Source organism: Algoriphagus confluentis (genome assembly GCF_036245625.1).
In the GTDB taxonomy this organism is placed as follows: domain Bacteria; phylum Bacteroidota; class Bacteroidia; order Cytophagales; family Cyclobacteriaceae; genus Algoriphagus; species Algoriphagus confluentis.
The window spans coordinates 101467-122500 of sequence record NZ_BTPD01000008.1 but is presented as its reverse complement, the minus strand read 5'-3'; the positions used below and the strand labels follow the sequence as shown (position 1 = coordinate 122500).

22 protein-coding genes are annotated in these 21034 nt (G+C 45.4%); 15 read left to right on the top strand and 7 right to left on the bottom strand.

Translation table 11 applies throughout. The annotated features are described in order from the left end of the window. The first annotated feature begins 14 nt into the window (after positions 1–14). A complete protein-coding gene (gene purU, locus AAA943_RS13285; protein ID WP_338224747.1) occupies positions 15–869 on the top strand; it encodes a formyltetrahydrofolate deformylase in 855 nt (284 codons plus the stop codon). Here the strand turns inward: purU and alr are convergent. After that, complete coding sequence (gene alr / locus AAA943_RS13280) at positions 866–2020, bottom strand: alanine racemase (protein WP_338224746.1); 1155 nt, start codon at positions 2018–2020, stop codon at positions 866–868. The genes purU and alr overlap by 4 nt on opposite strands. Before the next feature lie 86 nt (positions 2021–2106). Here alr and AAA943_RS13275 point away from each other — a divergent pair, with 86 nt between their 5' ends. Next, the gene (locus AAA943_RS13275) at positions 2107–2685 is read left to right on the top strand and encodes a DNA-3-methyladenine glycosylase I (protein ID WP_338224744.1); all 579 of its coding nucleotides are present in this window, start codon (positions 2107–2109) and stop codon (positions 2683–2685) included. A gap of 21 nt (positions 2686–2706) precedes the next feature. On the opposite strand, the gene AAA943_RS13270 is transcribed toward AAA943_RS13275, so the two are convergent. The 4 genes from AAA943_RS13270 to AAA943_RS13255 form a co-directional block, all read right to left on the bottom strand. Next, positions 2707–3186, bottom strand: coding sequence for a hypothetical protein (locus AAA943_RS13270; RefSeq protein WP_338224743.1), 480 nt, complete (start codon positions 3184–3186; stop codon positions 2707–2709). A 617-nt stretch (positions 3187–3803) separates the two neighbouring features. Further along, on the bottom strand, positions 3804–5330 hold the full coding sequence (locus AAA943_RS13265) for a sodium:proton antiporter (protein WP_338224742.1): 1527 nt from the start codon (positions 5328–5330) through the stop codon (positions 3804–3806). A 183-nt stretch (positions 5331–5513) separates the two neighbouring features. Further along, positions 5514–6740 (bottom strand): Glu/Leu/Phe/Val dehydrogenase dimerization domain-containing protein, encoded by a 1227-nt coding sequence (locus tag AAA943_RS13260; RefSeq protein WP_338224741.1) that lies wholly within the window; start codon positions 6738–6740, stop codon positions 5514–5516. A 75-nt stretch (positions 6741–6815) separates the two neighbouring features. Next, on the bottom strand, positions 6816–7889 hold the full coding sequence (locus tag AAA943_RS13255; protein ID WP_338224740.1) for an anhydro-N-acetylmuramic acid kinase: 1074 nt from the start codon (positions 7887–7889) through the stop codon (positions 6816–6818). 98 nt (positions 7890–7987) lie between these two features. Here AAA943_RS13255 and AAA943_RS13250 point away from each other — a divergent pair, with 98 nt between their 5' ends. From AAA943_RS13250 to AAA943_RS13200, 11 genes are all read left to right on the top strand, one after another. Further along, complete coding sequence (locus tag AAA943_RS13250) at positions 7988–8704, top strand: type III pantothenate kinase (protein ID WP_338224739.1); 717 nt, start codon at positions 7988–7990, stop codon at positions 8702–8704. Further along, a complete protein-coding gene (gene bamG, locus AAA943_RS13245; protein ID WP_338224738.1) occupies positions 8694–9977 on the top strand; it encodes a BamG family beta-barrel-assembly machinery protein in 1284 nt (427 codons plus the stop codon). The genes AAA943_RS13250 and bamG overlap by 11 nt, the downstream gene beginning before the upstream one ends. Before the next feature lie 73 nt (positions 9978–10050). Then, the gene (locus AAA943_RS13240; RefSeq protein WP_338224737.1) at positions 10051–11352 is read left to right on the top strand and encodes a tetratricopeptide repeat protein; all 1302 of its coding nucleotides are present in this window, start codon (positions 10051–10053) and stop codon (positions 11350–11352) included. Between the two features lie 86 nt (positions 11353–11438). Beyond that, positions 11439–11987 carry an LPS export ABC transporter periplasmic protein LptC gene (gene lptC / locus AAA943_RS13235; RefSeq protein WP_338224736.1) on the top strand — a complete coding sequence of 183 codons (549 nt, stop codon included), beginning with the start codon at positions 11439–11441 and terminating at the stop codon, positions 11985–11987. Next, positions 11984–12193 carry a hypothetical protein gene (locus AAA943_RS13230; RefSeq protein WP_338224735.1) on the top strand — a complete coding sequence of 70 codons (210 nt, stop codon included), beginning with the start codon at positions 11984–11986 and terminating at the stop codon, positions 12191–12193. The genes lptC and AAA943_RS13230 overlap by 4 nt, the downstream gene beginning before the upstream one ends. A gap of 2 nt (positions 12194–12195) precedes the next feature. Further along, positions 12196–13479, top strand: coding sequence for a hemolysin family protein (locus AAA943_RS13225; protein ID WP_338224734.1), 1284 nt, complete (start codon positions 12196–12198; stop codon positions 13477–13479). A gap of 85 nt (positions 13480–13564) precedes the next feature. Continuing rightward, the gene (locus AAA943_RS13220; RefSeq protein ID WP_338224733.1) at positions 13565–15673 is read left to right on the top strand and encodes a peptidylprolyl isomerase; all 2109 of its coding nucleotides are present in this window, start codon (positions 13565–13567) and stop codon (positions 15671–15673) included. 76 nt (positions 15674–15749) lie between these two features. Beyond that, positions 15750–16019, top strand: coding sequence for a DUF493 domain-containing protein (locus AAA943_RS13215; protein WP_338224732.1), 270 nt, complete (start codon positions 15750–15752; stop codon positions 16017–16019). A 12-nt stretch (positions 16020–16031) separates the two neighbouring features. Then, positions 16032–16265 (top strand): 4a-hydroxytetrahydrobiopterin dehydratase, encoded by a 234-nt coding sequence (locus tag AAA943_RS13210; RefSeq protein ID WP_338224731.1) that lies wholly within the window; start codon positions 16032–16034, stop codon positions 16263–16265. Further along, positions 16262–17011 (top strand): 16S rRNA (cytidine(1402)-2'-O)-methyltransferase, encoded by a 750-nt coding sequence (gene rsmI, locus AAA943_RS13205; RefSeq protein WP_338224730.1) that lies wholly within the window; start codon positions 16262–16264, stop codon positions 17009–17011. The genes AAA943_RS13210 and rsmI overlap by 4 nt, the downstream gene beginning before the upstream one ends. 90 nt (positions 17012–17101) lie before the next feature. Further along, positions 17102–17911, top strand: a complete 810-nt coding sequence (locus AAA943_RS13200) for an inositol monophosphatase family protein (RefSeq protein ID WP_338224729.1) — start codon at positions 17102–17104, stop codon at positions 17909–17911. On the opposite strand, the gene AAA943_RS13195 is transcribed toward AAA943_RS13200, so the two are convergent. Then, on the bottom strand, positions 17908–18816 hold the full coding sequence (locus AAA943_RS13195; RefSeq protein ID WP_338224728.1) for an AEC family transporter: 909 nt from the start codon (positions 18814–18816) through the stop codon (positions 17908–17910). The genes AAA943_RS13200 and AAA943_RS13195 overlap by 4 nt on opposite strands. Before the next feature lie 106 nt (positions 18817–18922). On the opposite strand from AAA943_RS13195, the gene AAA943_RS13190 reads away from it, so the two are divergent. Next, positions 18923–19150 carry a hypothetical protein gene (locus AAA943_RS13190; protein ID WP_338220408.1) on the top strand — a complete coding sequence of 76 codons (228 nt, stop codon included), beginning with the start codon at positions 18923–18925 and terminating at the stop codon, positions 19148–19150. Here AAA943_RS13190 and AAA943_RS13185 read toward each other — a convergent pair. After that, on the bottom strand, positions 19147–19521 hold the full coding sequence (locus AAA943_RS13185) for a UDP-glucuronosyltransferase (protein WP_338224727.1): 375 nt from the start codon (positions 19519–19521) through the stop codon (positions 19147–19149). The genes AAA943_RS13190 and AAA943_RS13185 overlap by 4 nt on opposite strands. A 244-nt stretch (positions 19522–19765) precedes the next feature. Between AAA943_RS13185 and glyA the strand changes: the two genes are divergently transcribed. Then, positions 19766–21034, top strand: coding sequence for a serine hydroxymethyltransferase (glyA, locus tag AAA943_RS13180; protein WP_338224726.1), 1269 nt, complete (start codon positions 19766–19768; stop codon positions 21032–21034).

The following is a 21034-nucleotide window of genomic DNA, read 5'->3' as shown; positions in this document are numbered from 1 at the left end:
AAATTTTTACAGCTATGAAAAAGGCTATACTTATCATTCAATGCCCAGACCAAAAGGGAATTGTGGCTGAAGTTTCCCGATTTCTTTTTACCTATCAGGGCAATATTCTGGAAGTAGATCAGCATGTGGATGAGGAGATGGGGAGATTTTTCATGAGGGCTTCCTGGGAGTTGGATTCTTTTGCGCTTAAAGAAAATGAGATCAGCGCCCGTTTTGCAGAGGAGGTTGCTGGAAGATTTGGGATGGAGTTTTCCCTTCATTTCAATTTTCCCAAACCACGGATGGCCATTTTTGTGAGTAAACTTTCTCATTGCCTCTTTGATATCCTGGGAAGGCATCATTCGGGACAGTTGGAGGTGGATATCCCTTTGGTGATTTCCAATCATGGCGATTTGGGAGATGTAGTCAGGGCTTTCGGAATTCCTTTTCACCACATTCCCGTCGCAGCTCAAAACAAAACAGATGCTGAAAACCGTCAGCTTGAGCTTTTGAAATTGCATCAAGTGGACTTTGTAGTCTTAGCCAGGTACATGCAGATTCTTTCCGGAGACTTTATCCGAAGTTTTCCCAATCGGATTATCAATATCCACCATTCTTTTCTACCCGCATTTGTTGGGGCAAGACCCTATCATGCCGCCTACGAACGGGGAGTGAAAATCATCGGTGCCACTGCCCACTATGTCACAGAGGAGTTGGATGCTGGGCCGATTATCGAGCAGGAAGTAGCCCGGGTTCGGCATCACAATACTGTTTCCGAATTGGTGCAAATCGGTCAGGATGTAGAAAAAGTGACGCTCTCCAAGGCCATCAAATACCATCTTGACAGAAAGGTGTTGCCCTTCCGCAACAAAACCATCATTTTCTACTAGTCCACCACCCTGCGGGGAATCTCCGAAGGAAGTCGGCTCAGCATTTCGTAGTTGACTAAGTGTGAGGTTTCTGCGAAAGAGGCGACAGTGATTTCATTTTCCCCCTGATTACCAATCAAAATCACTTCTTCTCCGGGTTTGCAGGCTTCCAAATGGGAGATATCCACAGCGATGGCGTTCATGTTGACTGTCCCAATCACCGGACAAAATTGGCCCTGAATCAAGACCTGCCCCTGATTGCTGAGGTTTCTTCCGTATCCATGGGAGTAGCCGATTGGCACAATGGCCAAATTCAAATCCCGAGGAGCACAAAAGCTCATGCCATAGCCCACAAACTCTCCTTTTGCCACTTTTTTGAAACTCATGATTTCTGATTTCCAAGTAATGAGGCGCTTTAGTGGATTTTGATTTTCCTTTTCCAATGTGTGCTTCAATAGGGAAAAGGTTTCCTGTGTCGGCCAAAAACCATAACTGGCAATACCGATCCGCACCATATCCGCATGAGTTTCAGGAAAAAGTAAAGTGGCGGCGGAGCAAGCGGTATGGGTGCGTTCGAAGTAAATTTTTTCTCCTTCAAGAATCTTCTTGAACTCCTTGAATTTATTAATCTGTTCCCGTATCCGATCATGATTTACAGAGCTTTCTGCTCCGGCATAGTGAGTACAGATTCCCTTTAGGACCAAATGCTCGCGGTTTTCTTTCAAAACAGGGATAAGTTGGGGCAAAAGGCCCTTTTCGAAGCCGGTTCGGTGAAACCCGGTTTCTACTTCCACATGGATTTGGGCAGGTTGTCCGACCATTTTGGCCGCTTGAATGGCTCTTTCTAAACGATAAAAATCAAAAACGTAGAATTGGATATCCTGAACAATCAACTCGGGCAATTCTTCCGGGTAGAGCATCCCCATGATCATGATCTCGGATTCCTGTTTTTTCGCAGCCCTGACCTTTCTCGCCTCATCCGAGCTGAAGGTACTAAAATGCCGGATTCCCGCATTTTCAGCTATTTCTACCATTTGGGCAATTCCGTGTCCGTAGGCATTGCCCTTTACCACGGCAGAGATTTGGGTATGAGGTGAGATTCTTGATTTGAGAAATTCAATGTTTTGGGCATAAGACCCGGCACTGACTTCAAGGAGGGAGGTGTAATGCATTTTTTAATTGATAGGTAAAGCGGAAAAAATAAGGCCCTAAAATAGGAATTCCCAATTCTTGGCTACTTTTATCCAAAGCCTTTTCTATGCCTTCTTCTGAAATCATTCGTTGCCCATGGTGTCTGGGTTTTCCGGAATACATCCACTACCACGATACGGAATGGGGAGTACCTGTATATGATGATCGGGTACACTTCGAGTTTTTGGTCTTGGAATCGGCCCAAGCTGGATTGAGCTGGGCTACCATATTGAAGAAAAGAGAAGGCTATCGAAGGGCATTCGCCGATTTTGATTACTGGATAGTAGCAGATTTTCCGGACAGCTATGTGGAGGAATTGCTCCAGGATTCGGGCATTATCCGAAACCGGCTGAAGATTCAGGCCGCCATCACCAATGCCCGGAGGTTTATCGAAGTCCAATCTGAATTCGGGACTTTTTCCAAGTATATCTGGAGTTTTGTAGGGGGCAAGCCCATTCAACATGCCCTGAAACGGGGCGAACCTTATCCAGTCACCACAGCAGAATCGGATGCTTTGGCCAAAGACTTGAAGAAGAGAGGCTTTAAATTTCTCGGATCAACGACCATCTACGCCCATATGCAAGCGACCGGACTGATCAATGATCACCTGACGGATTGTTTTCGGCATCAGGAGCTTAGCTTGTAGCAAACAGGAATCAGGCTGGATTTACTTTACGGTCAGATTGATTTCATCAAAATATATTTTTCCCAAGGTGAGATTGGTTACATTGAGACTTACCTCGACTCGTTCTGCATCCTTCGGAAAGTTTTCCAAAGTTGCCTTTACCAAAACCCAATCAAAATCGCCTTGCATATCCAATGCGGTAGATACTCCACTGATTTGATTAATCTGGGGAAATGTCCTTACCATAATATATACCCTTCCACCTGCAGTTAGGTCTTGGACATTTTTTCCTTTGATAAAGCAGACCAGTTCTAAAGTACTTCCCGGTTCAGGCATTGGCCCAGTATAATTTTGTGACCAAGAGGCGGCGGAAGCCTTTTCCCGAACTGGGTTTTCAACGAACAAGGATCGATTTCCACTCATAAAAACCTCCCTGCTTACCCCCATCTGGATTCCGTCAGGATTGGAAGGCTTCCATGGATTTACCGAGTCGGGGAACTGGGATAAATTGGGATTAAGCATCAATTGAGTTCAACGGGGAAGAAAATCCTCCTCCTGACAGGAGAATAAGATGACGAGCAGAAACAATATGGAGAGTGCCGGTTTTTTCATTTTTGGAGAAAAATGAGGAAGTCAACTTCTTTGAAATTACTAATTTAATAAGAAGCCTTGCAGAAAATTTCAAAACCTATGAAAAAAATAGTTTTCCGTTGTAGAAAAAGAGGTTGAGCTAAAAAACAAAAGCCTTCTCAAGAGATTTTGATTCTTGAGAAGGCACATTGGAGTAAATGGAATAAATGTATATCCGCAATTGTACCAGCACTAAAGTAAATGCAGATTAAGACTTTGAGAATTTCGCAGAATTTTTAAGTAGCTCCGAAGGAGCCAAACCATTCATGACCCTGTACGAAGTGCAGGGTAGCAATTGAAAATTTCCCTTCGTTGAGCCCTGGAGGGGTGAAACTTCGACTATTCACCCCTTCAGGGCTCATTTTCTACTATTCTGACTTTGCCCCCGGTTACACCGGGGGTTATGAATTGTGTCGATCCTTTGGATCTTAGGCTACTAAACATGGGCCTTCATATCTACTAATTTAATTTGTCATGTGGTATCATTGCGGATAATCAGAATGGAATAATTAAGCAAAGGCAATAAACACCAGCCAAACAAGGAATAGGATAGGCAACAAGATCGGAATAGTAAATCGGATAATGTAGCCAAAGAAAGAAGGCATTTTGATTCCGTTTTGCTCTGCAATGGATTTGACCATAAAGTTGGGCCCGTTTCCGATATAAGTCATAGCCCCAAAGAAGACGGAGGCGATCGAAATAGCCAGCAACTGGAAGGTGGTATCGGAATCATTCATCGTATTGGCGGCAAATTCCCGGACTTGGGCGATGTTGCTGATATCCGATCCTTCGGAAGCCATAGCAGCTGCCAGAAAATTCAGATAAGTAGGAGCATTATCCAGTACAGCGGAAAGGGTACCTGTCCCCCAATACAGAGTATTTGGCGTGATCAAAGCAGCACCTTCCGGAGACTTGGCAAAATTGCCGACCAATTCCAAGGCTGGCATCATCGTTCCGAATATTCCGATGAATATAAAGGCGACCTCACGAATGGGTTCAAAGTTGAATTCATTGCCTTTAAGTGCCCGCTGATCGGCAAATTTATAGGAAAAGAATGCTACAGAAAGCATAATGACTTCCCGGATATAGGAAAATTTCTGTCCATCATACTCTATCGCAGGTACCCCTTCAATCACATTCGGGTCCAGAAAGACGGCACAAATCACCACGAGCAGCCAGCCGAAGTTTTTCGTTCCCACCATAGAAAATTTGTTGGTGTAGGTGATTTCCTCTGCATACTCCTCATCGGATGCCTGACCAAATCTCTTATCGACGAAGTAGAAAATCAGGGCGAGTAAAATCAAGGCCATGGCCCAAGCGGGCCAATTGTGCTCAATGGTCCAGAAGAATGGGACTCCCTTGAGAAAGCCTAGGAAAAGAGGTGGGTCTCCGATAGGAGTCAGGGAACCTCCTACATTACTGACCATCAGAATGAAGAAGACGATATGATAAGGCTGGATGTTATTCTTGTTGAGCCGGATAAAGGGCCGGATCAAAAGCATGGAAGCTCCTGTGGTCCCGATTAGGTTGGATATTACTGCTCCAATCAAAAGCAACGCTACATTTGCAGTCGGGGTGGACTTTTTATCAATTTCAATCAAAATTCCCCCCGAGGCGACATAAAGGGAGGCGAGTAGGGCAATAAATTGGACGTATTCTGCCAATGCATGCACAGGCCCGTGGACATTGCCCAACACAAAAAGGTAATATAAAACTACCAAAATGGCGAAACCAACAGCGATTTTAGGGTAATTATGGTGCCAAAAGTGTTCGTAAAATAAGGGTCCCGTAGCGATCATCAACAGCAAGGTGACAAAAGGGATCACCAGCCAAGCCGGTGCAGCATGGTGGTCTTCCCCGTGGTCTTCCTCTGCATGAATCTCCGAGCCATCCCCGGAAGTGGGGTCTGAATCCACAGCAGATTGGATTAATTCCACCGAATTATCCATTCCATTTGCCAGAGTCTCACTGGCTTCCGAGAGTCCAAAAAATAATATTCCGAAAAGTAGCGCAAAACTTATTAGATATTTCTTCATTGGGTCGATTGAATGGGCTGGGGTTCTCTATTTGGATAAATTATCGATTTTTTTGAAACTTTTTTACCAAAAAGAGCAACTGCTAAACTACAATTTTTGAGGGGAATTGTCCAAACGGAATGAAAAACCCCCGGATGATTTTACCAAAAGATAATGCATCCGGGGGATATGGGTAGTCGGTTTTTACACGAGTTGTGCCAAGGCTATTTCAAAGGATTTTTGAGCAATCTTTGTTTTGGCCTGACTCTTTTCGAAAGTTTTGGTTAAAGCCTTTAGGATCGTTAGGGAGACATCATTGAAAATCGCCTGATCAGTAACCTCGGCTTTGTCACTCATGAGATAGGCAAAAACTCTGGCCATCCCACAGTTGGCGATGAAATCAGGAATTACAGCCACCCGCTCATCGGTCCAGAGTCCGGTAGGGCCAAAGAAAATTTCCGGATCTGCAAACGGCACATTGGCCCCACAGGAAATGACTTCCAAGCCGGCCTTGACCATTCTGCCAGCTTGTTCCTGTGTGATCAGTCGGGAAGCTGCCGCAGGAATGAAAATCTCACTATTTAAATCCCAGATTTTCGCATTGATTTCCTCAAACGGAATCAAGGAATCGTGAGTAAGCTTATTTCCTTTACGGGAAAGAAAAAGCTCTCTGATCTCATCCAATGAAAACCCTTCCTGCCGGACCAATCCTCCGTCCCGATCGATTATGCCGACTATTTTGACTCCTTCTACCGCAAGGAAGCAGGCCGCAGCTGCCCCTACGTTTCCCCAGCCTTGGATCACGGCACGTTTTCCCCTAAGCTCTCCTCCCCAAAGACTGTAGTAGTGCCTTACTGCTTCGGAGACTCCATATCCGGTGATCATATCGGCTACGGTATATTTTTTTGGGCCGTTGGGAGTAAACTTGGGATCTTCCAGCACCTTAGAGACTCCTTGGCGGAGTTGACCGATTTTGCGGATTTTCTGAGGTTCGTTGGCATGAAAGTGTCCATTGACTATACCTTCCTGTGGATGCCAGAGTCCATAGGATTCTGTGATGGGAATCACTTCGTGAATTTCGTCTACATTGAGATCTCCGCCAGTGCCGTAGTAGTTTTTCAGCAAAGGCATGACTGCCTTGTACCATCGCTCGAGTACCCCTGATTTTCTGGGGTCAGCCGGGTCAAAATTGATCCCGGATTTGGCACCACCTATGCCCGGTCCTGATACGGTAAACTTCACTTCCATAGTCTTGGCCAAGGATTCTACCTCCCTTTTGTCCAATCCTTTTCTCATCCGTGTACCTCCGCCTGCGGCTCCTCCTCTGAGGGAATTGATGACTACCCAGCCCTCTGCTTCAGTCTCGCTATCGCTCCACTCAAAGACAATCTCCGGCTGCTTGTTCTCAAATTTTTTGAGCAGTTCCTGCATCTTTTTATTGGGTTTATATTCAGGCCCAAAAATAGAAAAATAAAAATGTCTGCTTCAAGGCTTTGGGATAACCGGTCAGGAGTAAATCACTCCTCCCGAACTGTCTTTTTCTGCCCCGGTGACAGAAGCTAAGGTGTTGGTCTCCCCCAAGAGCCTCAAAAGTCCCAAAAATCCAAAAATCAGGGCTTCTTTAAACTCGATCAGCTCTTTGCTGGCAGCATATTTCTCCCAGGAATGCTTGAGGTAATGGCTCAATCTCTCCTCAAAAAAGGTATGGTAAGCCCCTCCTCCTGTGATCAGGATCATGGGTTTTTCTTTGACTTTGTTTTCCAAAATCACCTGCGCTACCTGATAGGCATAATGCTCGGTAAGTGTGCGGAGGAGATCCCTGGAGGGCAGCCCAGATTTTTCAAGAATTGGATTAAAAATGTGCTCCATGTCCTCCCTTCCCAGGGATTTGGCCCCTGTCTTTTGATAGTAATCCAAGCAGTTGAGCTCATCGAGCAAAGGAAGATGAAGCTCTCCGGATCTAGCCCATTCACCTCTGTCGTCATAAGGCCTGCCGAGTTTTTGGGCCTCGGCATTGAATAGCAAATTAAATGGGCTGATATCAAAGGCGACTCTCTTACCTCCTTTTTCGAAGGAAATATTTGAGATGCCTCCAAGATTCAGGCAAAAGTCCACCTGTGGAAACAAGAGCTGATCTCCCATCGGCACTAAAGGGGCCCCCTGACCACCCAATTGGATATCCCGCATTCTAAAATCATTGATTACCTGCTCGCCTGAGGCCTGATACAAGGCCCAGCCATTGCCTATCTGCAGGCTTAGCCGTTGCTGAGGCTGATGAAAAACGGTGTGCCCGTGTGAAGCCACCGCGCGGGGTTTTACTTCAAATTCCAGACAAAAAGCTTTTACCTGCTCTCCCATCCATTGGCCAAATTCAACATCCAAAAGTGCCAAATCCAAGGCTGAAAGTAGATGAGCCCGGGAGAGTCTGCTCGCCAAGCCTTCCGGAAAAGGATAGGTTTTGGCTTCTTCAAGATCGAATTGCCAAGTCTGTTCTTTTTTGAAGTTTACAAAAGCCACATCCAGGCCGTCACCGGAAGTGCCGGACATGAGACCGATCATGGAGTAAGTGGAGTAAGGCATGAGACAGCGGGTTAAAGATTGTTAAGTAACGCGGTGTATCAAAGATAATTGGAGGAAGGAAAAAGCCTCGGGCTAATTTCTGTCTATTTTCGTCCCCGATGAGCAATCTCGTAGTGGATATAGGCAACACCCGTATCAAATCGGCAGTGTTTAAAGGGAAAAAGCTTCTTGCTGAGGATACTTTTTCCTCTCTTGAGCTAGCTGTGAAGGAATGGAACAGACACTCTTACGCTCAGGTGCTGATCAGTTCAGTTCGCTATTCGGAGGAGGAGCTCAAAAAGAAACTACCCTTTCCTTTTCATTTTCTGAGCTCAAATTCCCTTCTGCCCATTTCAAATGGCTATGCCACCCCTCATACCTTAGGTTTGGACCGAATAGCGGCAGCTGTAGGCGCCTGGAGTAGGGCTGGAAAAGGACCTGTGCTCGCTGTAGATTTGGGCACCTGTGTGACGTACGACGTAGTGAATGAGCATGGAGTATTTCTTGGAGGGGTGATCAGTCCCGGAATGGAAATGCGTGCCAAAGCGATGAATTCCTTTACTGCCCGACTTCCCTTGGTGGACCTAAGGACCAAACCCGAGTCTTTTGTCGGGGATACGACCGTTTCATGTTTGCAATCGGGGGTTTGGTTTGGCTTGGAATATGAACTTTTAGGGCATATAGAAGCCTTTGGTCTTAAATTTCCTGAAATTCGGGTATTTATCTGCGGGGGAGACGCTCATTCTTTTGTTTCATTGGCAAAAGACCACATATTTGTAGTCCCAAATTTGGTTCTGCACGGACTGAATTGTATTCTAAACCACAATGTTGAGTAAAATAGGGTTGAAATTTCTGGGTGTTTGCTGCACCCTCTCTGTCATCTTTTCGGGCTACGCCCAAAACAGTTCCTCTGTGTATTCTGCGCTGGGCGTAGGGGAATTCAACTATTCCGGACTCACACATAATCAGGCCATGGGAGGCTTGGGCATCAGCTATGGAACGGGATGGCATGCCAATGTGGTCAATCCCGCGCTGACTACCCGAAATACCATTTTTAATTTTCAGGTAGCATTCAATTACGACCAATCCAATGTAGCCAATGGGGAGGAATCCTCTCAGGTGGACGGTGGAGGTATTTCTTACATCGCGATCTCATTGCCATTTAAGCCGGGGAAATTTACTTCTGGAATCGGACTGAGCCAGTTGACCAGTGTGAATTACAACCTGCAGGTTCAAAGTCAGGTGGACAACTCGGACTTGACTGCAAGTAATTTTCTGACTGGAACTGGAGGTATTTCCGAGGCCTACCTGAGTTTTGGGTATCTTTTGGCCAAAAACCTGAGCATAGGATTCCATGGATCATACCTTTTCGGGTCCTCTATCCGAAACAATCAGTTGTTTGTTTTCAACCAAAACAACTCAGAGGTAGGGAATCCTTCAGAATATTATGAAAGATTAACAGTCTCCGATGTAGGCTTCAAGGCAGGTGCCCATTACCAATTAAAGGTCGCAGAAAAAAGTAACCTGCACTTTGGTGCCATTTATCAGAGATTAGGCGAGGTTAATGGAACCGGTTTTGCAAAATTGGCAGGAATTAACCAAGCTAGCGACCCGGATTCGGATGGAGACCTGATCGCCAACAATGTAAAAGGAAGTATTTATATCCCAGAACTTTATGGATTTGGCGTTTCCTACGAAAAAATGAACAAATTCGCTATCGGCTTGGAAGGTCAATACCAAGACTTTTCAGAATTTAGAAATTTTTTCGGTGACCCTCTGAATCTTCAATCGACCCAAAAAGTGGGGCTTGGATTTCAAATTGTGCCTGATTACTTGGACTTTGACAACATCTTCAAGCGGGCTACTTACCGCTTTGGATTGGAGTATCAGCGGACTCCTTACGTGCTTAATCAGACCGAAGTCACAGATATTGGCATCAACTTTGGAACCTCTATTCCTGTAAATCAACTGTCCCTGATCAACTTTGCATTTAAAGCAGGACGAAGAGGGACACTGGAGAACGGACTGATCAGAGAAACCTATATCAACTTTACCTTAGGCCTTTCCCTGAATGACAACAGTTGGTTTTACAAGCGAGTATTCGAGTAAATCAAAAGGAATTGAAACCAAATTAGGGTAAACCTGATTAAAATAAATAGCAACCGATTAAAACCTTACAGATATGAAACTTAAATCAACCTTTCTTGCCCTGGGAGCAATGCTGTTGGCTGGCTATGTACAGGCTCAGGACGGCTGGAACTGGCCGGCTGACCCTGCTCAAGAAGCCAAGGCGCGTGAACTCAACGCCGCCTATACCGACTACATGAAATCTGATCAATTCATTGAGGCAACCAAGCCCTTGCATTGGCTATTGACCAATGTGCCCAACCTAAATGAATCTCTATATATCAATGGAGTCAATGTGTACAAAGGCGCCGCTGACAAGACAGAAGATGCAGCCAAAAAGCTAATCTATCAAGATAGTGTGATGGCGATCTACGACAAGAGGGAAGAGCTTTTCGACAACGCCCCCAAGTGGATCGAAAACAAAGCCTATTTCGGCTATCAGTTCTTTAAGAGTGATAAGCAAAGAATTCCAAATGTGGTAGCTGATTTCGAAAGAGCCATGGAGCTTAACGGGAACATCAATCATCAATTGGTTGCAGCCTATTTCGACTTGATTTACCGAAACAATGCTTACAATAAAGCCTATACCGGAGAGCAGGTTTTGGCAAAGTATGACATGGCGAGCGAATTGCTCAATAAATCAGAGGCAGAAGGTAAAGATGTGACCAGCTCAAGAAGCTTGTTGGAGCAGGTATTGATCAATATGGAGCTGATCAACTGTGACTTCATCGAAAAAACAATGGGGCCAAAACTGGCTGCCGATCCGACCAACTTGGAGATTGCAGATCAGATTTTCAAATATTCCGTACAGTATAAATGTTTTTCCTCCAACTCCTTCATGGCAGCTTTGGAATTGAAAGATTCTACAAGCCCAACTTTTGCAACTTCTCAGGTGAGAGCGATGCGATACATGGCTTCCGGAGATTTCGAAAAAGCACAGCCAGTATTAGAGAAGGCATTGACCTTGGCCGAAACCAATAAGCAGAAAGGCGAAGTCCAGATGGAATTGGCAAAAATCCATACGCAAGCCGGAAGAAAGTCTGCCGCAAGAACTGCCGCTAGAGAAGCTGCCTCCTTGGATCCAGAATTGACCTCTTCTGCTTATTCTCTGATCGGGGACTTGTACATGTCTTCTTTCAATGACTGTAGGGGTGGTGAAAGCCGTGCGAAGGATTACTCCATCTTTATCGCTGCTCATGCGGCCTATCAGCGCGCAGGCAACTCTTCCAAAATGGCTGAGGCAAGATCTCGCTTCCCATCCAAAGAGGAATTGTTTACCGAAGGTTTACAGCCAGGTTCTTCCATCAGTACCGGATGCTGGGTAGGGGAGACCGTGACTTTGGCTACTAGAGACTAAGCTTTGAAATAATCTGAAGGTAGGGCAGTCGAAAGGCTGCCCTTTTTCTTTTGATAAGGAATTCCAAGAAAACCTATCTTTGCTCTATGAATTCGAGTTTTCGCCTGTTTGGGATTGGAATTTGTATCGTTTTTGGCTTATTTTCCTGCGGGCAGGAAGTCAATCTCGATGCCCTCCAAGTCTACGATGGCCCGATCAATGAAGCCAAGGATGTGCTTTTGATTCACAGCGATTCTGCTGTATTGCGGTCTGAAATTGAAGCTCCGCTTCAGCTGGAGTTTAAAAACGGTAATCTGGAATTTCCCGAGGGAATCGACATCAAATTTTACACAGTTCAAGGGGTTCTGGAGACGACCATGCGGGCGGATCGGGGGTATTTTGACAAGCAGTCCAATCTGTATCGCGGTGAAGGAAATGTGCAGATACAGAATCTGATCAAGGACCAAAAGCTGCAGACCGAGGAGATCTTTTGGAATCAGGCGGAGAAAAAAATCTACACGGATAAATTTGTAACCATACAGGAACGGCAAACCCTCTTCAACGGGACGGGAATGGAAGCGGACGACAGCTTTTCCAACTATCAGTTGAAGCAGGTGAGGGATAGCCGTACCCTCTTACCGGGAGAAGGAATATGAAGCTGGGAGATGTATTGATTTTGTCTTTGGCACTGGCCCTGATTATCATCGGGATTCACCAGGCATTGACCGTGGGAATTACGGGGTCTTATGCTATTTTTATGATGGCTGTAGGGCTTTTGTTTTGGTTTCAGCTTAGAAAAAACAGCAATCCCGTAGATTCAAAGCCTGATTCTAGGCCGGAAACAAAGAAAAAGAAACGCTGAGTATGGAAATTTCCTATTTGATCTATGTATTGATTACCCTTCTTTTTTCGGCGTTTTTTTCCGGAATGGAGATGGCTTTCATCTCTTCCAATAAGCTTCAGATTGAGCTGCAGAGCAAGCAGGGAATATTTTCAGGACAGATCTTAGGTCGCTTTGTCAACAATCCCGGCCAATTTATCGGAACCACCTTGATAGGAAATACCATTATGCTAGTCCTGTATGGTATTTTTATGGCTTTTCTTCTCGAGCCTCCCATCCGCGCTTTACTTCCGCCTTTTTTTAACAACGAGGGTTCTGTGTTGATCATTCAGACTTTGCTTTCCACGTTGGTGGTTCTATTTACGGGGGAATTTCTTCCCAAAAGCCTTTTTATGCTCAACCCCAACAGCATGCTCCGTTTTTTTGCGATTCCTTTTTGGGGCATTTACATGGCCATGTATCCTTTGGTCTGGGCAATAGTGCAGATGTCCCGGTTTTTTATCACCAAAATCCTTAGGCTGGAATACAACGAGGAAAAGCCGGTATTTACGGTTACTGATTTGAATTCATTTATCAAGGAGCATTTTCGTCAATCTCAAAGTACCAATGGAAAAGTGGAGATCGATACGAAGATTTTTGACAATGCGGTGGACTTCAAAACGATTCGTATCCGGGAATGCATGATTCCAAGGACAGACATCGTAGCTGTGGAGGTAGAAGACAGCATACAGGATTTGAAAAAGGTATTTGAAGAAAGCGGTCATTCCAAGGTGATCGTTTATAGGGAGACCATAGATGAAGTCATTGGATATTGCCATCAGCTGGAGCTGTTCAAAAAACCCAAGACCATTGAGGAAATCCTGACTCCGATCATCATCACTCCGGAATCCGGCTTGGCTAATGAATTGCTGATTCAGTTTATCCAGGAAAGAAAAAGCTTGGCATTGGTTGTGGATGAGTTTGGAGGGACCAGCGGAATTGTTTCTATGGAAGATATTATTGAGGAGATTTTTGGAGAAATCGACGATGAATACGATCAGGATGACTTGGTGGAGCAAAAGATCAACGAGCATGAGTTTTTGCTAAGCGCAAGGCATGAGATTGACTATCTGAATGAAAAATACGGATGGAAACTGCCCTATGGAGACTTTGAGACCCTTTCTGGCTTGATTCTTTCCCTTACAGAAAACCTGCCCAACAAGGGTGAAAGCGTCACCATCGGGCGCTACACCTTTACTGTGATGTCCAAACAGGCTCACCGAATAGATACGGTTAGGCTGAAAATCAGTGATTCAGAGATTTTTTGAGTCTGGACTTTGTTGGGATGGGATTTTGAATTTCCAGGGTAATGCTATTATTTTGCGACACTTCTAAAAAGCGTAGTACAAAATAATGGCGTTAATTAAGCAAATAAGACAGCGGACAGGTCTCGCAATCGGTGTGATCGCCGGCGGGTTGATTTTATTTCTCCTGGGTGGAGATTTATTAAGTCCCAATTCTACCCTGCTCAGCAGCAATCAGAATATTGTCGGAGAAATAGCGGGTGAGGATATCACGCTTGAGGAATACTCTCAAAAAATCGAGGAGTTCAAATTCTCCTTTCAGCAAAGAACAGGGCGTGCCCCGGTAGAGGCTGAAATGGTTTCCGTGAGAGAGCAGGCTTGGCAGGCAATGATCGTGGAGCGGGTTTTCGACGAAGAATATGAAAAGCTAGGCTTGACTGTATCTGATGCAGAACTTGTGGATATGGTGCAGGGCAAAAACATCGTGCCTGAACTCCGTGCCCAGTTGGTGAACCCTCAGACCGGTCAGTTTGACAAAAATCAGTTGATTTCTTTCCTTCAGTCCTTGGAGACTGCGGATCCTGCACAGCAAGCCTTTTGGGCACAGCAAGAGCAGCTTTTCGCACAGTCCAGAAAGCGGGTGAAATACGACAATCTCCTTGCTACCTCTGAGTATGCAACTACAGCTGAAGCAAAAATGGAATACAAAGCAGCAAATTCCATCGCCGATGCCTCTATTCTTTACATTCCTTACTATGTGATTCCCGATGGCGAAGTGACCATCTCAGACAGCGAGCTTACTGCTTACTTGAATAAGAACAAGGCCAAGTTTCAAGTTGGAAACTCAGCAAATATCGAATACGTGTCTTTCAGTATTCTGCCTAGCGGTCAGGATTCAGCTGATGTAATTTCAAACATTACTCAGCTTACAGAAGAGTTGAAAGCAGCCACAGAAGATTCTGCTTTCGTAAGCAGATTTTCTGAAGTCCAGTTCCCTTTCCAAACCTACAGACCCGGTGATCAGCTACCGGCTAGCCTGACCAGCAATGTAGGTGAAATTCAAAAAGGTGAAACTTACGGACCATTCATCACTGCCAATTCTACCTACGTGACCTACAAGGTGACTGACCAGTATTCTGGTACACCTAGAATGAGAGCTTCTCATATCCTATTCAGCACTGAGGGAATGGACGATGCCGGAAAAGCTTCCGTAAAAGATCAAGCTCAAAGTGTGTTGGAAGAGATCAAAGGCGGACTTGCCTTTGCTGTAGCCGCAAGACAATATGGTCAGGACGGAACGGCCCAAAACGGTGGTGATCTCGGTTGGTTTGCCAAAGAAGACTTCGTGGAGCCTTTTGCCAATGCAACCTATGCAGCTCGTGCTACTGGTCTTTTGCCAAGCCTGGTGGAGACTGAATATGGCTACCACATCATTGAAGTCACTGAAATGCCTCAGTCTGATTATACCAAACTTGCTGTTCTGGAACTTGAATTGGTCGCTTCTGATGCCACCAGAGATGAGGCTTACAGAAATGCGGATACGTTTGCTGCGCAAAGCGGAAACAGAAATCAGTTTACCGAAAATGCAACAGACAACAACTACAGAATCATCCAAGCTAACAACGTGGATGCCAACGCAAGAAACCTGAACAACCTGACCAATGCCCGTTCAGTAATCATGTGGGCTTTTGGAGATGCATCTATTGGAGAGGTTTCCCCGGTATTTGAGTTGGACAATAGCTATGTGGTTGCATCATTGGTAGCAAAGAAAGAAGAAGGAGATGCCAAACTGGAGGATGTACGCGAGCAAGTGAAGCAGCAGGTGATGAATGAGAAAAAAGCAGCGATGATCAAGGAGAAGATTTCTGGCAAGGCTACTTTGGAAGAAATGAAAGCAGTCTTCAATGACGCCTCTTTGAACAACCTCCCCGACCTGAGATTGAGTACGTCTGTTATTCCGGGGGTAGGGTTTGCTCCGAAAGCAATCGGGGCCCTGTTTTCCTTGAAAGAGTCAGGTCAGGTTACCCAACCTGTGCAGGAAGATATTGGGGTAATCGTAGCCCGGATGAATACCTTGACTCCTGCCGGAGAAATCGGAGACTACACGGGTTATCAAACTCAGCTCACCCAAAACGCTTCCCAGCGAATGTCTTACCAAATCATGATGGCCCTGCAGGATTTGGCAGATGTAAAAGATTACCGCTACAAATTCTTTTAATTAGCTACAAAGGAACCCATGTTGAAAAACATGGGTTTTTTGTTTGATTTGTAAATCGTCCAGAAGTATAGATCTGATGAAAGAAAGAAAATTTGATAAAGATTCATTCAAGGAAAAGCTGGAAGCGGTAGGCCAGTTTCCCATGTTGTATATGTTTAAGTTTATTGTGCCTTCCGGAAAGGAAGACGAAGTTGGTGCTCTATTCCCCACTCATGAGGTAATCCTGAAGCCCAGCTCTGGGGGAAAATATGTCAGTACCACTGTGCAGATGATGGTGGAGAGTGCTGACCGGGTCATCGAGATTTACGAGCAAGCCAGTTCCATCGAAGGCGTCATTTCACTCTAAATAGAAAAAACTATGTGGACCGAGGAAAATAACCGATTGAAAAAAACATTTACTTTTGCTGATTTTCAGGAAGCTTTTGCATTTATGACCCGCGTGGCATTCCTGGCAGAGGCTCATCAGCACCATCCCAATTGGAGCAATGTCTACAACAAGGTGATTATTGAACTGACCACACACGATGCGGGCAATGTGGTCACTGAGAAAGACCAAAAGCTAGCCAAAGCCATCGATCAGCTCTCTTCATGAGTGATACTCCCTCAGTCAGCCTCTACCTAGTCCCTACCCCTATCGGGAATCTAAAGGACATCACCCTCCGTTCCTTAGAGGTACTTCGGTCCGTAGATATTATTTTGGCCGAGGATACCCGTACCTCCGGCATTTTGCTCAAGCATCTCGAGATTTCACGGCCTTTGCAGAGTTACCATATTTTCAACGAGCACAAGGCCGTTGAAAAATTGGTAGAGCGCATGCGAAAGGGAGAAGTATTTGCCTTGGTCAGCGATGCAGGAACTCCCGCCATTTCTGATCCGGGGTTTTTATTGGTCAGAGAAGTACTGGCCAATGGGCTTGAGGTCCAGTGCTTGCCCGGACCTACAGCTTTTGTTCCTGCTTTGGTAAACAGTGGACTCCCAAACGATCGTTTTGTCTTTGAGGGATTTCTTCCACATAAAAAAGGCCGAAAAACCCGCATTGACTCCTTGCTTCAGGAGACCCGCACCATGATATTCTATGAGTCTCCCCATCGCTTGATGAAGACTCTCGAGCAACTTGCGGAGGCTTTTGGTGAGGATCGTCAGGCCGCAGTATCTAGAGAGTTGACCAAGCTTCATGAGGAAAATGTAAGGGGAACCCTCTCTGAGCTCATTTCCTACTACGAAAGCCACCTTCTGAAAGGAGAATTGGTCCTTCTCGTCGCCGGAAAGCCGGAGAAGAAAGAAACCCGGGAGGAAAAGCAAGAGCGAAAGCAAGCCCGCTGGAAATCAGAAGATTGAAAAACTTGAGCGAAAATTAACGTTCAATCTTCAAACCTTTTCCTATTTTCGGGATTAGTCAAGTCAAAAAACCAAATACACCCCCCCATCATGCTTACTAAAGAAACCCTTGCCCGGCTTTTGGAGAAAACCCAACAGATTGCAAAAGAAGTGGGTTCTTTTATCCGAAAGGAAAGGCAGCATTTTGACGTCGAAAAAGTAGAGCACAAAGGCTTCAATGACCTGGTGTCCTATGTGGACAAGGAGGCGGAGCGGATGATCGTAGAGAGGTTGTCTTCTATTCTTCCTGAAGCTGGCTTTATCACTGAAGAAGGGACCAATCAAACCCTGGGGGAAAAATACAATTGGATTATTGATCCTCTGGACGGAACAACCAATTTTATCCATGGCATTCCTGTCTTTTCAGTGAGCATTGCTTTGATGGAAGAGCAAGAGGTAATCATGGGTGTGGTCTATGAAGTCAATCGTCACGAATGCTTTTATGCGCTCAAGGGCTCCGGCGCGTTTTGCAACGATACCCGAATCCATGTCAGCGGGGCTTATAATCTGTCAGCTTCTCTGATTTCCACCGGTTTTCCCTACTATAACTTTGAACTTATTGACCGATACCTCAACTCCATGAAAGCCCTGATGCAAAAGACCCATGGACTGAGGAGATTGGGATCTGCAGCAGTGGACCTTTGTTATGTAGCCACGGGTCGCACTGAGGGATTTTTCGAATATAATCTCAACTCCTATGATGTAGCAGCCGGAGTGATCATTGTCCAGGAAGCAGGTGGAAAAGTGACGGATTTTTCCGGGGGCGAGGATTACATTTTTGGAAGAAATGTTGTGGCCAGCAATGGAGCTATCCACGCTGAGTTTCTAGGTGTTTTGGATGAATTTTGGGGAAAGAGCTAACCCAAAATCAAATACCAAACCCCCAAAGTGATCGCTGAAATTGGCATTCCCAATCCGGAAAGGAGCGTGGCCAGCTTGGGTTGAAGTCCAAATTGGATCGCGATAATCGATCCTGTAATCATAGGAGCCATGCCGCTTTCCAACACGGTGACTTTGTACTCCAACGATTGGCTGTCCATCCAGTTGGTGTAGATCAAAGCGACCATTGCCGGAGCCAAAATCAGCCGATAGCCCATGCCATACCAGAAAAACCGGGAGGTGATTGCTTCCATATCCAAGGAAAATCTCAATCCAATGACCAAAAGAGCCATGGGGGGCATCGTTTTCCCTACAAATTCCAAAAACGGAAGTAAAATCTCCGGAGTAGGAATTTGTAAAATGCTCATGGCGAGTGTTCCTGCCAAAAATCCAAAAGGTGGGAATTTGAGAATCCGTAGCGGAACTTTGGCCAGACTTTCCTGGTGATTGCCATACAATGAGCCTACCAAAATGGAAAGGGAAGAAACCAGCAAAAAGGAACCTCCCTGATCAATCAGCAAGGCAAGGGGTAGACCTTCTTTTCCATAAAGCCCCTCAATCACCGGAAATCCTAAAAAAGAAGTATTGGCCAACCCTGCTACGATAATCAGGCAACCGGTTACATTTCTGCCCCAATTCAGCTTTTTTCCCAAATAGCCGAAAATCCCCCAAGAAAGAAGGAATGTAAACCATGCCGCAGAAATGGGAAGAAGCAGATTCCAGGAAGGGTTGATTTTGGGAATATACAATAAAGCCAAAGCAGGGAGTACGATGTAGATGAGGTAGGTCTGTACCCAATTTGCTGCGTTTTCAGCTGAAAAGCGTGGGACCTTTTGAAGAATCAGGCCCAAAAACAAACAGGCAAATGCTACTACTGCTCCAGTCATTGCCAAAGATTCTAAAAATTATTTTCGGTTAACATAAATTTAATTTGGTTTTTTTGTATCCCTTTGAAAATCAGCTTAGTTTTGCTTCGAAATAAGCTGTTTTTCTATGACTAAACTTATACCGATTTTTATCAATGGGCAAAAATGGATTCAACTTTCTCAGCTATCGAGGGATGAAATCCGAGCCTTGCGTGCTTGGTTGCCTATGGATTCTTTGAAGAAAATCATTTTTCAGGGAATCGAGCTGAGTGATTGTTTGGATTTTGATACCTACGAATATTGGTTTAGAACCAAAGAAGTATCTGAGCAAAAGCAGGCCCTTTTGGACTTTTAATCCAATCCGAAGTTTTTTCTTTTTTCGGCGAAATACCGTTTCATTTCGGGATAGAAGATACTTTCTGCCTCCGGGATTCCATCCAAAACCAGCTGCATACCGGATTCCTCTTGTTCGGGGTGTAGCTGCATTCCTTCCACTAAATAGACAGCATCATCAAAAGTCAAAGGCTCGAAGCTCGATGAAGTAATAAGCAGGTATTCACTTCCATAAAAATCCACGGCTTCATAGGTGATTTTGCCTTGACCTTGATGAGCATAAATGCTGATTTGTTCTCCCCAGGTGCTTTCAGGAAAACTGATCCGGATCAAAAGTACGGAGGTAGCTTCCTCAGAAAAATATGTTTCGGGTTGGAACTTAAAGTCAAACATGCCCAAAAATACGAAATTGATGAAGATCTTTATTTTTTGCTGGGCTGGAAGGATTGGAATCAGCACAGAAAAGGAGAAAGTCCCACTTGGATTCTCTTCAGAAATTCCCCTGATATTTAGCCAATGGAAGTCTCACTCCACATTGGATAATAGGGACTTTCAGGCTATTTTTGGGACTTGTTTATGAACTGGCACAAATAGAAAAATTCTAGCGGCCGGATAAATTGCTTTCAACCCCCCGATTATGAAAAGAGATTCGTTGGTTTTCAATCTGATTGACCAGGAAGAAAACAGACAAAAGAGAGGAATTGAGTTGATTGCCTCTGAAAACTTCACCTCCAAGCAGGTGATGGAAGCAGCAGGCAGCGTATTGACCAATAAATACGCAGAAGGGCTTCCCGGCAAGCGGTACTATGGTGGGTGCGAAGTGGTGGACGAAATCGAGCAGATCGCCATCGATCGAGCCAAGCAACTTTTCGGCGCTACCTGGGCGAATGTTCAGCCCCATTCCGGCGCCCAAGCCAATGCTGCGGTTTTCTTGGCTTGCCTCAAGGCAGGGGATCCCATTTTGGGATTTGACCTTGCTCATGGCGGTCATTTGACCCATGGCTCTCCGGTCAATTTCTCCGGGAAATTATATCAGCCGCATTTTTACGGGGTAGAAGAAGAGACCGGAATGATCGATTACGACAAGGTGGAAGAAAAGGCCCTAGCCGTAAAACCCAAAATGATCATCTGCGGGGCTTCTGCTTATTCCAGAGATTGGGACTACGAGCGGCTGCGGGAGATAGCAGATGAAGTAGGCGCACTGCTTTTGGCGGATATTTCCCATCCATCGGGACTCATCGCAAGAGGTTTGCTCAATGATCCCCTGGAGCATTGTCATATCGTGACGACCACGACGCACAAGACACTGAGAGGTCCCAGAGGAGGATTGATCTTGATGAGGGATGATTTCGATAATCCTTGGGGTTTGACCACTCCCAAAGGGGAAATCCGAAAGATGTCCTCCCTGTTGGACATGGGCGTTTTCCCGGGGACTCAAGGTGGGCCTTTGGAGCACATCATTGCAGCTAAAGCGGTGGCTTTTGAAGAAGCGCTTTCCGACGAATACATGCATTATGTCTTGCAGGTAAAAAAGAATGCATCCGTCATGGCCGATGAGTTCGTATCTAGAGGCTATCAAATCATTTCAGGAGGTACAGACAATCATCTGATGCTGATCGACCTGAGAAACAAGAACTTGACCGGCAAACTCGCTGAAGAGACCTTGGGCAAAGTCGACATTACTATCAACAAAAATATGGTGCCATTTGATACCAAATCACCATTTGTGACTTCAGGGATGAGAGTGGGAACCGCTGCGGTGACTACCCGAGGCCTGAAAGAGCAAGACATGATCAAGATCGTGGATTTGATCGACCGAGCTTTGCAACATCATGCGGATGAGGCTGCTCTGGCCAAAATCAAATCCGAAGTCAACGATTGGATGATTCAGTTTCCCCTGTATTAA

Excerpts from the sequence above, each read along its gene's own strand:
- purU (WP_338224747.1), top strand. The coding sequence starts at position 15 with ATGAAAAAGGCTATACTTATCATTCAATGCCCAGACCAAAAGGGAATT.
- AAA943_RS13250 (WP_338224739.1), top strand. The coding sequence starts at position 7,988 with ATGAGCAATCTCGTAGTGGATATAGGCAACACCCGTATCAAATCGGCA.
- AAA943_RS13255 (WP_338224740.1), bottom strand. The coding sequence starts at position 7,889 with ATGCCTTACTCCACTTACTCCATGATCGGTCTCATGTCCGGCACTTCC.
- rsmI (WP_338224730.1), top strand. The coding sequence starts at position 16,262 with ATGAGTGATACTCCCTCAGTCAGCCTCTACCTAGTCCCTACCCCTATC.
- AAA943_RS13265 (WP_338224742.1), bottom strand. The coding sequence starts at position 5,330 with ATGAAGAAATATCTAATAAGTTTTGCGCTACTTTTCGGAATATTATTT.
- AAA943_RS13190 (WP_338220408.1), top strand. The coding sequence starts at position 18,923 with ATGACTAAACTTATACCGATTTTTATCAATGGGCAAAAATGGATTCAA.
- AAA943_RS13200 (WP_338224729.1), top strand. The coding sequence starts at position 17,102 with ATGCTTACTAAAGAAACCCTTGCCCGGCTTTTGGAGAAAACCCAACAG.
- AAA943_RS13225 (WP_338224734.1), top strand. The coding sequence starts at position 12,196 with ATGGAAATTTCCTATTTGATCTATGTATTGATTACCCTTCTTTTTTCG.
- AAA943_RS13230 (WP_338224735.1), top strand. The coding sequence starts at position 11,984 with ATGAAGCTGGGAGATGTATTGATTTTGTCTTTGGCACTGGCCCTGATT.
- AAA943_RS13220 (WP_338224733.1), top strand. The coding sequence starts at position 13,565 with ATGGCGTTAATTAAGCAAATAAGACAGCGGACAGGTCTCGCAATCGGT.
- AAA943_RS13270 (WP_338224743.1), bottom strand. The coding sequence starts at position 3,186 with ATGCTTAATCCCAATTTATCCCAGTTCCCCGACTCGGTAAATCCATGG.
- AAA943_RS13215 (WP_338224732.1), top strand. The coding sequence starts at position 15,750 with ATGAAAGAAAGAAAATTTGATAAAGATTCATTCAAGGAAAAGCTGGAA.
- AAA943_RS13240 (WP_338224737.1), top strand. The coding sequence starts at position 10,051 with ATGAAACTTAAATCAACCTTTCTTGCCCTGGGAGCAATGCTGTTGGCT.
- AAA943_RS13210 (WP_338224731.1), top strand. The coding sequence starts at position 16,032 with ATGTGGACCGAGGAAAATAACCGATTGAAAAAAACATTTACTTTTGCT.
- AAA943_RS13275 (WP_338224744.1), top strand. The coding sequence starts at position 2,107 with ATGCCTTCTTCTGAAATCATTCGTTGCCCATGGTGTCTGGGTTTTCCG.
- AAA943_RS13260 (WP_338224741.1), bottom strand. The coding sequence starts at position 6,740 with ATGCAGGAACTGCTCAAAAAATTTGAGAACAAGCAGCCGGAGATTGTC.
- AAA943_RS13195 (WP_338224728.1), bottom strand. The coding sequence starts at position 18,816 with ATGACTGGAGCAGTAGTAGCATTTGCCTGTTTGTTTTTGGGCCTGATT.
- lptC (WP_338224736.1), top strand. The coding sequence starts at position 11,439 with ATGAATTCGAGTTTTCGCCTGTTTGGGATTGGAATTTGTATCGTTTTT.
- glyA (WP_338224726.1), top strand. The coding sequence starts at position 19,766 with ATGAAAAGAGATTCGTTGGTTTTCAATCTGATTGACCAGGAAGAAAAC.
- bamG (WP_338224738.1), top strand. The coding sequence starts at position 8,694 with ATGTTGAGTAAAATAGGGTTGAAATTTCTGGGTGTTTGCTGCACCCTC.
- alr (WP_338224746.1), bottom strand. The coding sequence starts at position 2,020 with ATGCATTACACCTCCCTCCTTGAAGTCAGTGCCGGGTCTTATGCCCAA.
- AAA943_RS13185 (WP_338224727.1), bottom strand. The coding sequence starts at position 19,521 with ATGTTTGACTTTAAGTTCCAACCCGAAACATATTTTTCTGAGGAAGCT.